The 15073-nt window shown below is 59.2% G+C and carries 8 protein-coding genes; 6 read left to right on the top strand and 2 right to left on the bottom strand.

Translation table 11 applies throughout. From position 1 onward, the window contains the following. Positions 1–5: 5 nt before the first annotated feature. A complete protein-coding gene (gene mfd / locus BK659_RS15240) occupies positions 6–3455 on the bottom strand; it encodes a transcription-repair coupling factor (RefSeq protein ID WP_123426093.1) in 3450 nt (1149 codons plus the stop codon). Between the two features lie 168 nt (positions 3456–3623). Between mfd and BK659_RS15245 the strand changes: the two genes are divergently transcribed. The 6 genes from BK659_RS15245 to BK659_RS15270 all read left to right on the top strand — a co-directional run bounded on the left by BK659_RS15245 (position 3624) and on the right by BK659_RS15270 (position 13270). Next, on the top strand, positions 3624–5087 hold the full coding sequence (locus BK659_RS15245) for a glyceraldehyde-3-phosphate dehydrogenase (protein ID WP_123425852.1): 1464 nt from the start codon (positions 3624–3626) through the stop codon (positions 5085–5087). Between the two features lie 169 nt (positions 5088–5256). Continuing rightward, positions 5257–6423, top strand: a complete 1167-nt coding sequence (gene ampC, locus BK659_RS15250; protein WP_123425853.1) for a class C beta-lactamase — start codon at positions 5257–5259, stop codon at positions 6421–6423. Positions 6424–7195: 772 nt separating this feature from the next. Beyond that, positions 7196–8407 carry an HlyD family secretion protein gene (locus tag BK659_RS15255; RefSeq protein WP_123425854.1) on the top strand — a complete coding sequence of 404 codons (1212 nt, stop codon included), beginning with the start codon at positions 7196–7198 and terminating at the stop codon, positions 8405–8407. Beyond that, positions 8404–9669: a hypothetical protein gene (locus tag BK659_RS15260; RefSeq protein ID WP_123425855.1), complete on the top strand. Its 1266-nt coding sequence runs from the start codon at positions 8404–8406 to the stop codon at positions 9667–9669. Before BK659_RS15255 ends, BK659_RS15260 begins: the two co-directional genes overlap by 4 nt. A gap of 1 nt (position 9670) precedes the next feature. After that, complete coding sequence (locus BK659_RS15265) at positions 9671–11821, top strand: glycosyltransferase family 2 protein (protein ID WP_123425856.1); 2151 nt, start codon at positions 9671–9673, stop codon at positions 11819–11821. A gap of 9 nt (positions 11822–11830) precedes the next feature. Further along, the gene (locus BK659_RS15270; protein WP_123425857.1) at positions 11831–13270 is read left to right on the top strand and encodes an efflux transporter outer membrane subunit; all 1440 of its coding nucleotides are present in this window, start codon (positions 11831–11833) and stop codon (positions 13268–13270) included. 124 nt (positions 13271–13394) lie between these two features. Here BK659_RS15270 and tcuC read toward each other — a convergent pair whose 3' ends face one another. After that, positions 13395–14696 carry an MFS transporter gene (tcuC, locus tag BK659_RS15275; protein ID WP_123425858.1) on the bottom strand — a complete coding sequence of 434 codons (1302 nt, stop codon included), beginning with the start codon at positions 14694–14696 and terminating at the stop codon, positions 13395–13397. Positions 14697–15073 lie beyond the last annotated feature (377 nt).

Raw genomic sequence — 15073 nt, forward strand, 5'->3', positions numbered from 1 at the left:
GTCCTTCAAGCAGTTTTTGGAGTGAGGCGCTCAAACAGTGCCTCCAATGTATTGAAGCGCTCTTCCGGGCGTTCCATCGGCACCATGAATTTGAACATCGTGGCGCCTTCGAATTTGTAGCGGTTGGGTTGCCCCTGAATCAGCTTGATCAGCACCAGCGGATCGACCGGCGTTTGCGCGCCGAACTCGATACGACCGCCTTGCGGTCCGCCATCGACTTTCTTGATCCCCAGTTGCTCGGCCTGCAGTTTCAGCAAGGTCATGCGCACCAGGTTCTTGGTCGGTTCCGGCAGCAGGCCGAAGCGGTCGATCATCTCTACTTGCAGGTCTTTGAGGCCATCCTCGTCGGTCGCCGAAGCGATGCGTTTGTAGAGGATCAGTCGTGCATGGACGTCCGGCAGGTAGTCTTCCGGGATCAGCGCCGGCAAGCGCAGGTTGATCTCCGGACCGCCACCCAGCGGTTGATCGAGGTTTGGCTGCTCGCCCTTGCGGATGGATTTCACCGCGCGCTCGAGCATTTCCATGTACAGGGTGAAACCGACGGCCTGGATCTGCCCGCTCTGACCGTCGCCCAGCAATTCGCCGGCGCCGCGGATTTCCAGGTCGTTGGTGGCAAGCACGAAGCCTGCGCCGAGGTCCTGGGTGTTGGCGATCGCTTCCAGACGTTTTTCCGCGTCTGGCGTGATCTGTTGGCGCGGCGGTGTCAGCAGGTAGGCGTAAGCCTGGTGGTGACTGCGACCGACGCGGCCACGCAGCTGGTGCAACTGCGCCAGGCCGAACTTGTCGGCACGCTCGATGATGATGGTGTTCGCGCTTGGCACGTCGATGCCGGTCTCGATGATGGTCGAGGCGATCAGCACGTTGAAGCGCTTGTGGTAGAAGTCGCTCATCACCTGTTCGAGCTCGCGCTCGCGCATCTGCCCGTGACCGATACCGATCCGTGCTTCCGGCACCAGTTCAGCGAGATCGGCGGCGCATTTCTCGATGGTTTTCACATCGTTGTGCAGGTAATAGACCTGACCGCCACGCAACAACTCACGGAGCAGGGCCTCTTTGACCGTGCTCTTGTTCTGTTCCATGACGAAGGTGCGCACCGACAAGCGTCGCGCCGGCGGCGTGGCGATGATCGACAGATCGCGCATGCCCGACACCGCCATGTTCAGCGTGCGCGGAATCGGCGTGGCAGTCAGCGTCAGGATGTCGACTTCGCTGCGCAGAGCCTTGAGCTGTTCCTTCTGACGAACACCAAAACGGTGTTCTTCGTCGATGATCACCAGCCCGAGGTTTTTGATCTTGACGTCATCTTGCAGCAGCTTGTGCGTGCCGATGACGATGTCGATCTTGCCTTCGGCGAGGTCGGCGACCGCGGCATTCACTTCCTTGGTCGACTTGAAGCGGCTCATCACTTCCACGGTCACTGGCCAGTCGGCGAAGCGGTCGCGGAAGCTGTTGTAGTGCTGCTGGGCGAGCAGGGTGGTTGGCACCAGGATCGCCACCTGACGTCCACCGTGCACGGCAATGAATGCCGCGCGCATCGCCACTTCGGTCTTGCCGAAGCCGACGTCGCCGCAGACCAGTCGATCCATCGGTCTTGGCGCGAGCATGTCTTCGCGTACCGCGTCGATGGTGGTTTGCTGGTCCGGGGTTTCTTCGAACGGGAAGCCGGCGCTGAAGGTTGCGTAATCGGCTTTCGGGTCAGCGAAGGCATAACCTTCACGGGCCGCGCGGCGAGCATAGATGTCGAGCAGTTCGACGGCGACGTCGCGTACCTGTTCGGCAGCTTTGCGTTTGGCTTTCTGCCAGGTCTCGGAACCGAGGCGGTGCAACGGCGCCAGTGCATCGTCGCTGCCGGTGTAGCGGGCGATCAAATGCAGGTTGGCCACCGGCACATAAAGCTTGGCGCCTTCGGCGTATTCGAGGGTCAGGAACTCGGCGGCCTGGTTTTCGATCTCCAGAGTCGCGAGGCCCAAATAACGGCCAACGCCGTGATCGATATGCACCACGGGTGCGCCTTCGCGCAGTTCGGTGAGGTTTTTGATCACCGCATCGTTATTGGCGTCGGCGCGTTTCTCGCGACGACGACGCTGCATCACACGCTGGCCGAACAGCGGACTTTCGGCGATCAGTGCCAGCACCGGATCGTCCAGCAGCAGGCCTTCGTCCAACGGTGCGATGGTGATCGCCAGGCGTTCTTTACTGGCGACGAAATCCGGCCAGCTGTCGACGGTTTTCGGCCGCAGCTTCAGGCGTTCGAGCAGTTCCAGCAGCACTTCACGGCGACCGGCCGACTCGGCGGTAAACAGCACGCGACCGGGAAACCCGTCGAGGAAGTTCGACAGTGCTTCCAGCGGCTGGTTGGCCTTGGCTTCGATGGCCAGGTTCGGCAACGGTGTAGCCGGGAAGCGTTCGCGGCCGACACCGGTTTCGACGTCTTGCTGGCTGGCAACCACCCGTGGCCAGCTCTTGAGGCGTGCAAAGCAGTCTTCCACCGGCAGGAACAGTTCGGCCGGCGGCAACAATGGCCGGGATGGATCGACGCGGCGCTCTTCGTAGCGGTTGCGCACGTCGTTCCAGAAATTCTCCGCCGCCTGTTCGATGCCCGGCAGGGAAAACACCTGGGTGTCCTGCGGCAGGTAGTCGAACAGCGTCGAGGTTTCATCGAAGAACAGCGGCAGGTAGTACTCGATACCGGCCGGTGTAATCCCGCTGCTCAGGTCCTGGAAGATCGGGCAGCGACGGAAATCGACATCGAAGCGCTCACGAAAGCGTGCCTTGAAGCGGGTCACGGCCTCTTTTTGCAGCGGGAATTCTTTAGCGGGCAGCAGCCGGACCGATTCGACCTTGTCGATGGAGCGCTGGTTTTCCGGGTCGAAGGTGCGCAGGGTCTCGATTTCGTCATCGAACAGGTCGATGCGGTAGGGCAGTTTGCTGCCCATCGGGAACAGGTCGATCAGCGCACCGCGCACCGCAAATTCGCCGTGCTCATACACCGTGTCGACGCAGCGGTAGCCGCTGGCCTCCAGCCGCGTGCGCATTTGCTCGACATCGAGTTTCTGGCCGATGTCCAGCACCAGGCTGCTGCCGAGCAGGAATTTGGTCGGTGCCAGGCGATGTAGGGCGGTGGTGATCGGCACTACCAAAACGCCATGGCTCAGCTCAGGCAGGCGATACAGGCTGGCGATGCGCTGCGATATAATGTCCTGGTGCGGCGAGAACAGGTCGTAAGGCAGGGTTTCCCAGTCCGGGAAATGCAGCACCGGCAAATCGGGGGCGAAGAAACTCAGCTCCTGTTCCAGCCGTTCGGCACTTTGGCTGTCGGCGGTCAGTAGCAGGGTAAAGCGCTTGGCAGCGCTGGCAGCCTCGGCGATGGCCAGGCTCAGGGCTGCACCGGGCAGGTTGCCCCAGTGCTGTTTACCTGCCGCGGCAGGGAGAAGCGGTAGACGCAGAACGGGCACGGAAGGTTGAGCTCCAGCGTTGCGACAAAGTCGGTAATTGTAGCGGGCGAAGGTGCCGGCTGTCAGTTGCAGACTACCGCCGACGAAAGGAAAACCATGTTGCGATAGGCGTGCATTGCTCCGCAGACGACTCGGCGGCATAATGTAGCCCCTTTTTTCAGCCCCTACATGTGGAAGGTTCCCGTGACTCAGAAGCCCGACCAGTGTCTTGGTGAATGGATCGACCGTGAAGCACTCGCAGAAGCGATGATTCCGCTTATCGGTCAGCTTTACCGCAATAACAACGTGGTGAGCTCGATCTATGGCCGCAGCCTGATCAACCAGTCTGTCATCGCGATTCTCAAAGCTCACCGCTTTGCTCGCCATCGTCAGTCCGATGACGCCGAACTGTCCGTTCACGAAACATTCCCGCTGCTCAAAGCGATGAGCGAGCTCAAGCTCGGCGCTGCTTCGGTAGACCTGGGCAAGCTGGCGGTCAAATTCAAGGCCGAAGGCAAAGGTCGCACTGCCGAGCAGTTCGTCCGTGAAGAACTGGCCGATGTTGTAGGCCAGCAGAACGCTTCCGCACGCAAAGGCACTGACGTTGTACTGTACGGCTTCGGTCGTATCGGCCGTCTGCTGGCGCGCATCCTGATTGAAAAAACCGGCGGTGGCGACGGCCTGCGTCTGCGCGCCATCGTTGTGCGCAAAGGCGCTGAAAACGACCTGGTCAAACGCGCCAGCCTGCTGCGTCGCGATTCGGTTCATGGTCCGTTCAACGGCACCATCACCATCGACGAAGCCAACAACACCATCACCGCCAACGGCAACCTGATCCAGGTTATCTACGCGAAGAACCCGACTGAAGTGGACTACACCCAGTACGGCATTAAAGACGCTCTGTTGGTGGACAACACCGGTGTATGGCGTGACGCCGACGGCCTGGGCCAGCACCTGGCCTGCCCGGGTATCGACCGCGTTGTTCTGACCGCACCTGGCAAAGGCAAGCTGAAGAACATCGTTCACGGTATCAACCACGGCGAAATCACCGCTGACGACAAGATCGTTTCCGCCGCCTCTTGCACCACCAACGCCATCGTGCCGGTGCTCAAGGCTGTTAACGACAAGTTCGGCATCGTCAACGGTCACGTTGAAACGGTTCACTCGTACACCAACGACCAGAACCTGATCGACAACTTCCACAAGGGCGATCGCCGTGGTCGTAGCGCCGCGTTGAACATGGTAATCACCGAGACCGGCGCTGCTACCGCTGCTGCCAAGGCTCTGCCTGAGCTGGCCGGCAAGCTGACCGGTAACGCGATCCGCGTTCCGACGCCAAACGTGTCGATGGCCATTCTCAACCTGAACCTTGAGAAAGCCGCTACCCGTGAAGAGATGAACGAGTACCTGCGCTACATGGCGCTGCACTCCGATCTGCATAAGCAAATCGACTTCGTCAACTCGCAGGAAGTGGTTTCCACCGACTTCGTTGGCTCGCGCCACGCCGGTGTTGTGGACGCTGAAGCAACCATCTGCCAAGACAACCGCGTTGTTCTGTACGTTTGGTACGACAACGAATTCGGTTACAGCTGCCAGGTGGTTCGTGTGATGGAAGACATGGCCGGTGTAAACCCGCCAGCATTCCCGCGCTAAGCCTTAGCTGCACCTGAAAACGCCCCGACTTGTCGGGGCGTTTTTGTTTGTACGGTTTGTCTGGCCGGCCTGCGGAGTCGGCGAAATGTTCTGTGATACATCGCCTCTGGAGCCTTTGTATCAAGATGATAAATTTGTCCGCGAATACAAAGACTTGAGGACGATTTGAATGCGCTTTATCGCAAAGCCTTGCGCAACATTGCTATTGCTGGCGGCCACCGTCTCTTTCGGCAACCTCGCCATGGCGAATGCCCAGCGGTCGGATATCGACAGCGTCGTGCAAGATGCTGCCCAGGCAGTCATGCAGCAGTACAACATTCCCGGCCTGGCCATTGCGGTGACCGCGAATGGCAAGCAGCAGTTCTACAATTTCGGCGTGGCCTCAAAGGAAACACAGCAGAAGGTCACGAGCGACACACTGTTTGAAATCGGCTCGATCAGTAAAACCTTCACGGTCACCCTGGCGACCTACGCCGAGGTCAACGGTCAGCTTTCACTCACTGACCACCCCGGCAAGTACCTGCCCGAGCTTGCGGGTAGCGCGTTCGATAAAGCGACGCTGATCAACCTGGCGACCCATACCGCAGGCGGCTTCCCCTTGCAGGTACCTGATCAGGTACAGAACAACCAACAGCTGATGGACTACTTCAAGGCATGGCAGCCGACGTATGCGCCGGGCGCTCAAAGAACCTATGCCAATCCCAGCATCGGGGCGTTGGGCATGATTACCGCAATCAGCATGAAGATGCCGTTCGCGGTGGCGCTGGAACAGCGACTCTTCCCGGCACTCGGAATGCCCAACAGCTTCATCAACGTCCCGGCGAGCAAGCTGTCGCTCTATGCTCAGGGTTACAACAAGCAGGATGTCCCGGTCAGGTTGAATCCAGGTGTGCTGGGTGACGAGGCCTACTCGGTAAAAACCAGCTCCACGGACCTGATTCGCTTTGTCGAGGCCAATCTGGGCGTCGCGAAGGTCGAAGCAAAACTCGGTCGCGCGCTGATGGAGACGCACAAGGGCTATTTCCAGGTAGGTCCGATGACTCAAGACCTGATCTGGGAGCAGTACGGCTATCCGGTGCAACTGAGTGCACTGCTTGAAGGCAACGCCGACAAGATGATTTACGACAGTCATGTCGTCACGGCATTAAACCCGCCCCTGGCGCCACAGGAGGCAGTCTGGGTCAACAAGACGGGGGCGACCGGCGGGTTCTCTGCTTATGTGGCCTTCGTCCCCGAGAAGAAGTTTGGCATTGTGGTGCTGGCCAACAAGAGCTACCCCAACGAACCCCGGGTGCGCCTGGCGCATCGAATCCTGAGTGAACTGGCAGAGAACTGAGTGGCGGCCGGTGTGACCCCGCCAGCGTTGCTGCGCTAAGCCCTGGCTGCACATGAAAGCGCCCTGACTTGTCGGGGCGTTTTCATGTGCAGCGGTTCATTATAAGGAGCCATTAGACATCATCTATTAAATTGGAAGTGTTCATGTGTCATCTGCTATGTCCGGTCGGTGCGATGTAGTTATATCGTTTTGTTCTTGATGTGTGCCAAATCAGAACACTGTAAATCCCGACAGGTCACGGCTATAAAAATTCAATAATAAAAAAATCCTCAAATAAAATAAGCAGTTGCAATGGGGGAGTGTTGTTACTTGCTTTATATGGATCCAATACAGGGTGCGTTCAATAATTGACGCCATTTTATTGAATGGGTCGATGCTTGACAGCGACTAGTGCTGAAATTAGTGTCTCCCCCTGACAGTTCCGGCACCGACCGGGGCTGGGTGACAGCAAATGGCCTGTATTGTCGGGCAAGTACTCACGGTAATTTTCAAAACTTTGGCACAACTTTGGCAGTGCTATTTTAAAGATGGTGGCGTTTTAATGTGCGTCATGATGGCAACTAATACTCCAAAAAGACAGGGAACTTATTCCTGCTCACATCACACTGAATCTAAATAAGCCGTGCGGGCTTTATTGCTGTTCGGGGAGTTGATGATCCGCTTTCGTTGATCCTGCTTAATGTGTTTTGCGGTTACGTTCTAATCGGGCATGACGGCTGCGCAGTGCTGACATATAGCCGTGTGTATTCATGGCTTATTGGGAGAATTAAACATGGCAGAAGAACGCTCAAGGTTTTTTTCATGGTCCCTGTTGCCGCGTCTGGTGGGCTTGGGTGTCCTGGTATTTATCATCTGGCTGTTGCTCTCGACGTTGCTGATGCCGCTGGTGTCGACATCGGCGACACGGGCAATTTTGAATGCGCCGGTCATTCTGCTGACGACACCCATCGAGGGGGTGGTGAATTCGCTTGAGGTTAAACCCGGTTCGACCTTTGCCCAGGGCCAGAAGATTGCGGTGGTTGAAAACCCGCGGGCTAACCAGGAGACATTGTTGACCCTGCAAACCCGGCGTTTGACCCTGGAGCAGGAGCTATCATCATCGGCCAGCCAGGCCGAGCACGACCAGCAGTATTACGACGAGTTGGAGAAAACCAGTCAGCGCTATCAATCGGCGTTTCATACTCGTCAGCTCTATGCGCAACGTGCGCTGAAGGCCGAGAGCAGTGCCGCCAGCGCCCGATTGACGGACGCGCAGGAAACCGTCGACCGCAACCTTGAGTTGTTCGTTCAAGGGGCGGTCAGTGGCGCGGTGGTCGCCTCCTCGAAAGCCAAGTTGGCCTCGTTACAAGGCGCGGCAGAGTCTGTCCGTTCACAGCTGCAAATCAATGACGGTGATGTCAATGCCGCCAATAAGCAGGTCTACCTTGACCCCGATCAGTTGCGCATGTTCGACCTCAGCGCGCAGATGACCACCCTGAAACTGAGCCTGGAAAATCAGGCCCGCAACCGCGAGACCTATCAACGCGAACTCGACAATCTCAACCACCTGATCGAAACCGAACAGAATCGGGTCAAGTTGACGGCTGGCTATGAGGTCACGGCGTATTCGTCCGGTACGGTTCAAGAGCTGTTGGCGCCCCAAGGGACGGTGGTGCAAGCCGGGTCGACCTTGCTGCGCGCCACCAACTGCCAAGAAAGCTATGTCGTCGCAGTGTTTCCCGAACGGATGGCCAGCAAGATTGATCACGACAGTGTCCTGACGGTGAGAATCCATGGCCTGGACGAACCACTCAAGGCCAATGTCGTGCAGTTGTTATCCAGCACTAAGGATATTCGCCCTAACAGCTACAGCGTTCCTTTCCCGTATGCCGAGCAGAACTCGGTGTACGTCGTCGGTACTTTTGCCGCTGACCTCACCGACAGCCAGCGCGCCATGACCTGCAATCCAGGGCTGTGGGCCAGCGCCGAGGTGTCTCACTCATGAGTCCGCGCAACGTTGCGCAATGGCCGTGGCTGCCGGGCCTGATCGGGGTGATGCTGATGAGCAGCGGGGGATCTGCGCTGGCGACGCCGGCCAAGCCGCAATTGGCGGCGATGACGTGTGCAGCGCTGGATCATGCGGTGCAATCGCAAGCGGCGGGGCCGGTGTTGCTGGCCAGCTACCCGCCGCTGGATGGTCAGCCGGCGCCAATCCAGGCGTTACGCGGGGTTGCGTTCACCTACGACAACGCCTTGGCCAGCATCGCCTTGTTTGCCTGCGGCAAAGCCGAGTCGGCGCGACGGATTGCCGACGCGCTGGCCTTCGCTACGACCCACGACCCGGAATATCAGGATGGACGCTTGCGCAATGCCTACGCGGCAGGCCCGGTGGGTTCGTCGTCGATGCGCCTGCCAGGTTATTGGAGCATCGAGCGCAATGCCTGGAATCAGGACGCCTATCAGGTCAGCAGTGCCACCGGTAATCAGGCCTGGGCCGCGTTGGCGTTATTGGAGGCGTTGCGCCAGAGCGGTGATTCCTCTTATCTGGAGGCCGCTCGCAGAGTGTTGCAGTGGTCCGGGAAAAACACTTATGACGGACAGGCTCCGGCGGGTTTCAGCGGCGGTTACTACGGGTATTTCCCCAAGCAGATCCAGCAGACCTGGAAGTCCACCGAACACAACGTCGACCTGGCGGCGGCCTGGGCTGCACTCAACACGGTTGCACCCGACCCGGGCTCGGCGCATCAGGCGCAGATTGCCCGGCAATTCGTGTCGAGTCAGTGGGACGCGGGGGAGGGGCGCTTTCTGATCGGTACCGGGCAGGATGGTCGAACCTCGGATCGCCAGCGTTCGGGACTGGATGCACAGATCTGGCCCCTGATCGCCTTGAGTGATCCTCCGGCGGACTGGCGGCGCGTCTTCACGTTTATCGATCAGGCGCACCGCTCGGGTGCCGGGTATGGCTTCAACCGCGACCCGGACGGTTTATGGACCGAAGGCACCGCGCAAACCGCCGCCGTGGCGGGCTTGAGCGGTATGAAGGAAAAGGCGCAGCCGCTGTGGAATGTGTTGCTGGCCCAACAGGCCGGCAATGGCTGGCTGTTTGCAACACCCGCCCCGCGTATCAGTACCGGGTTGGCCATCGGCCCGGACTCAACAACCAACGACTTTTTCTATTACCACCTGCCTCACTTGGGCGCTACAGCTTGGGCTGCGATCGCTGCCACCGGCATCAACCCCTTTACCGGTTTTCAAGAGGCTGACTGACATGCAGGCACTGGACACGCTGCAACTTGTGCAAATCAATTTCTGGACCGTGGTCGCGGTGATTCTGTTCGCCAGCCTGACACACCGTGATCAATGGGCGGCACGTGCCGGTTTCGGAGCCTTGACCGCGCTGTTGTTGATCAATTACGTGGCCTGGCGGATTCGCGACACCTTGCCTGATGGGCACTCCGGGTTTGCCACGGTCTGGGCTTACACGTTCCTGTTCTTCGAAATGCTGGCGATCGGCTACACGCTATTTTCGATCATCGTCCTGCTCTGTCGCTCGGATCACCACGCCAGTGCCGATGCCGGGGAGCAACGCTTGCGCGCTCTGGGCCACTCGGTGCCGGCGGTGGATGTGTTCATTGCCACCTACAACGAAGGCCTCGAGATCCTGGAAAAAACCATCATCGCCGCCCAGGCGATCGACTACCCCAACGTGACCATCTGGGTGCTGGACGACACTCGCCGCGACTGGTTGCGCGACTACTGCGCCGAGGTCGGCGTGCAGTATGCTCGACGTCCCGACAATTCCCACGCCAAGGCCGGTAACCTGAACAACGGCCTGCGTCTGTCGGCGGCCAGCAGCAATGCGCCGTACATACTGGTGCTCGACGCCGACTTCGCCCCGCAGCAGCCGATCCTGATGCGCACCCTGGGATTGTTCGAAGATCCCAAGGTCGGCCTGGTGCAGACGCCGCAGTTCTACTACAACCCCGATCCGATTCAGCACAACCTCGGTTCATCCAACTGCTGGGTCGATGAGCAGCGAGTGTTCTTCGACGTCTACCAGCCGGCCAAGGATGGTTGGGATACCGCGTTTTGCGTGGGCACTTCGTTTGTCGTGCGGCGTGATCTGATCACTGAAATGGGTGGCTTTCCGACGGGTTCGGTCTGCGAAGACATCTACACCAGCCTCCGTCTGCAGCAAAAAGGCTACGTCACCCGCTGGTTGAATGAGCGACTGTCGATCGGTTTGTCCGCCGAGGGGTTGACCGAGTACATCAATCAGCGTGGGCGCTGGTGCCTGGGGACGATCCAGGTCGCGCTGCTCAAAGAGGGCCCCTTGCGCGGTCGTGGCTACTCACTCAATGAACGGCTGCACTTCGTGCATGGCTTGATGCACTGGTTCTCCAAGCCATTCATCCTGATGATGCTGGTGTCGCCGGTGTTGTATTGGTATTTCGGTATTGCCGGGTTCTACGCCCATCCGGCGGATTTCATGGCCTTCGGCATGCCGGCGTTGATTGCATTCTGGGGCTACGGGACGTGGGTCACTGATCGGCGAACCTTGCCGATTTTTACCGAGGTCACCCAAATCGTCGCCTCACTGGCGGTGACAGCGACGATCATCAGCGCCATGGTCCGGCCGTTCGGGCGACCCTTCAAGGTCACGGCAAAGGGCCTGGATCGTTCACGCACAACGGTCCACTGGAAACTGTTCGGATTCTTTTTTGCGCTGACACTGTTCTCGCAAATAGGCGCTTACATCACCATCAGCAACGCGGCTGCGTTCGACGGCAATATGCTGTTCAACCTGTGCTGGACGGTGGTCGCGCTGATCTACAACCTGGCCACCCTGGTGGCGTGTGTTGACCGGCCGCGCTTGCACGGCGAAGAGCGCTTTCCTTTCGATAAACCCAGTGGATTGCGCTTCGCCGGCAAAACCCTGGCGTGCCAACTGGTGGATATTTCGCTGAGTGGCGCCTCCATTTCCTGTGCCGTTGCGTCATTGATCAAGCCCGGGCTGCGGGGTCAGGTGTGGATCAATAAACTTGGCTGGCTGGATGTCGAGGTCATGCGTCATCACGGCGAGGACCGTTTGGGCTTGAGGTTCGTCGACCTTGACGAAACGCTTCGGCGCCGGCTGATCGCGCGGCTGTTCAGTGACGCGCCGGTCAACGTGGTCGGCAAGGCTGAACCAGGCCTGGCTTTCGGCACCTTGTTGCGGCGTTCGTTGCTCGGCGAGAAGCGCACGGCGCCGCCTTCGTGGCGGCCGGTCAAGGCGCCGTCCTACAGCTCACTGCCTGGTTTACGCCCGATCAGCCTCCGTTCGCGTCAGCAACCACTGCCGCAAATCAGCACTACCCGCTCAGGTCTTTGGGCTTTCCTTCTCACTCCGTTACGAGCCTTGCTCGGCCAACGTTTGTAGGTGCGCCTCATGAACAGACGCTTATCCACCTCATGTTTCATGTCGCTGTTATTGCTCGGCGGTTGTTCTCTGGAACCCAAATACGAGAAACCGGAGGCGCCGATCGATCAGCAATGGCCAGCCAGTTCGGCCAGCGACTGTTGCAGCGCCAAACAGGCGTTCGACAAGGATTGGCACGGCTTCGTGCTCGATGACCGACTGCGCCAGTTGATCGACCTGGCGTTGAAGAACAATCGCAGCCTGCGTCAGTTCGAGGCGGGCGTCGAGGAGGCGAGGGCAGGGTACGCCGGTGCCGAATCCGGGCTGTTTCCCTCCATCGGACTCAACACCTACGCCGGCCGCAGCAAGTTTCCGTCACAGGTCAGGACGCAGGGAGGCGGCGTCAGTTCAGGCAGCACGTCCAACACCTTTCAGGCCAGCGGTGGCTTCACGTCTTACGAGTTGGACCTGTTCGGGCGCATCCGCAGTCAGCGAAACGCCGCAGGCGCACGCTTCGAGGCGACCGAGGCGGACTATCAGACGGCTCGCCTGGCGTTGATCGGTGAAGTGGCCAGCACCTGGCTTAGCCTCAAGGCCAATCAGAATCTGCTCGACCTCGCACAAAATACCTACAAGTCCCAGGACCACTACGGTGAGTTGTTGCGCAAGAGCTACAACCTGGGCTCCAGTGCTCAAATCGATGTTCACCAGGCGGATGCGCAGACCAACACGGCGGCGGTTCAGATCAACACGTACCGCATGCAGGTGGCGCAGAACATGAATGCGCTGCAGGTGTTGGTCGGGCAGCCGGTGCCGGTTGGGTTGTTGCCCACTGGCGTGCTGGGTGAGCAGTTGGCAACCGCCGATGTGCCCGCCGGGTTGCCATCGTCACTGATTGCGCGGCGGCCCGACATCATGGCGGCCGAAGCCTTGTTGCGAGCGGCCAACGCGGACATTGGCGCAGCTCGTAGCGCTTACTTCCCGACCTTTTCGCTGACCTCGGCGGTAGGCGGTCTGACCGGTGATTTTTCGCGATTGTTGAGTGCGCCGGCCGAGTTCTGGTCGGTGGCTCTGGCGGGGTCGTTGACCCTGATCGACGGCGGTGCGCGAAAGGCGCAGGTGGACGCCAGCCATGCGCGGTTCAACGGGCAGACGGCGGCGTATGAAGCCACGGTGCAGAACGCTTTCCGCGAAGCTGCCAATGCCCTCAACGCCCGTCAGGAAATGCTCACCCAGGTCGACTATCAGAAGCGTCTGGTGGGGGATTATCAAGCAGCCTACCGACAATCCCGATTGCGCTTCGAGGCGGGGATGGACAGCTATTTTTCGACGATGGATGCACAGCGTTCGTTATTCGACGCGCAGCAGAAGCTCGCGCAATTGGAGCTGGCGCGGGAGATCAATCAGGTGGACTTGTACAAGGCGCTGGGCGGGGGGTGGAGTCAGTCTGTGAAAATGGCGAACCGATGATTTGTGGTGTTCTGGCGGGCCTCTTCGCGAGCAAGCTCGCTCCCACATTGGAGTTGCAGTGTAATCACGATTGTGTGAACGCCGCTGAACCTGTGGGAGCGAGCTTGCTCGCGATTTCGATCTATCAGGCGCCGCCGCCGACTACTGCAGCCTGCGCAGTCCGCAACTCATGCCGGTTGCCACGGAACAGTACCAACGTTGCGATCAGGCCAAGCACCGCAGCGCCGCTCAACCAGATGCCCGGTGCAGCCTTGTTGTCCAGCACGTGGATCAGGTAGGTACAGGCCGCCGGGGTGAAGCCGCCGAAGGTCGCGGTCGCCAGGCTGTAGGCCAGGGAGAAACCGGTGGTGCGGACTTCAATCGGCATGATTTCGGTCAGGGCCACGACCATTGCGCCGTTGTACGAGCCATACAGGAACGACAGCCACAACTCGACGATCAGCAGATGGCTGAAGCTCGGGTTGGCTACCAGCCAGGACAGCGCCGGGTAGGCGGTCAGGATCGCCAGAATGGTCGCCGCCAGCAGCAGCGGTTTACGACCGATCTTGTCGGACAGCGCACCCATTACCGGCAACCAGAAGAAGTTCGACAGACCGATGCACACTGTCACCAGCAACGCGTCGAAGTCCGACAGATGCAGTTCGGCTTTACCGAAAGTCGGGGTGTACGCGGTGATCAGGTAGAACGACACAGTGGTCATCACCACCAGCGCCATGCCGGCCAGCACGATACCGAAATTCTGACCAATCGAACGGACGATTTCCTGCAGGGAAGGGCGATGTTTACGCGCCTGGAACTCAGGGGTTTCTTCCAGGGAACGACGAATGATGAAAATCGCCGGAACGATCATGCAGCCGACCAGGAACGGTACGCGCCAGCCCCAGTCACCCATTTGCTCAGGGCTCAGCCAGTGGTTGAGGCCTACGCCCAGCAAACCGGCAAACACCACCGCTGCTTGTTGGCTGGCGGACTGCCAACTGACGAAAAAGCCCTTGCGGCCAGGCGTCGAGATTTCTGCCAGGTATACCGACACACCGCCCAGTTCCACGCCGGCCGAGAAGCCTTGCAGCAAGCGGCCGAACAGTACGATCAGCGGCGCAGCGACGCCAAGGGTCGCATAACCCGGCACACAGGCAATCAGCACTGTACCGGCGGCCATCAGCGCGAGGGTGATGATCAGGCCTTTGCGACGGCCGTGACGGTCGATGTAGGCACCGAGAAAAATCGCCCCCAGTGGACGCATCAGGAAGCCGGCACCGAAGGTCGCCAGCGACAACATCAAGGAAGCGAAAGCGCTGTCGGCGGGGAAGAAGGTTTTGGCGATGGCCGTGGCATAGAAGCCGTAGACCATGAAGTCGAACATCTCTAGGAAGTTGCCGCTGACAACGCGAAATATCGCTTTGCCTTTGCCCGTAGTCGAGGCCATTTGATCTTACTCACTTTGGCTGTCTTGTTAGAAATCCCTGGTCTTGAAACATCCTCACTGCCGGGTATGGTCTGTGCCGGTGCCGCGAACAGTTTTGTAACGATATGTGTAACAAGAACGGTAGGCAACCAATAGTTAGCGTGCTGCTTAAACGTTATAGCCATTAGCCGGTGTGATTCACGGACTTGAACGAATTAAAACGATGAGGCGGGCAACGCCGATCATGTGGGAGCGAGCTTGCTCGCGAAGGGGGTGCTGCGGTTTATCAGGTAAACCGCGTTATCGTTCTTCGCGAGCAAGCTCGCTCCCACACTTCTATCGCATAATGGACAGCCTTGGCGTTCTGTCAGGGGGCATTGGGGGAGCGTGAATGTGTT

The organism is Pseudomonas brassicacearum, from assembly GCF_003732225.1.
In the GTDB taxonomy this organism is placed as follows: Bacteria; Pseudomonadota; Gammaproteobacteria; order Pseudomonadales; family Pseudomonadaceae; genus Aquipseudomonas; species Aquipseudomonas brassicacearum_E.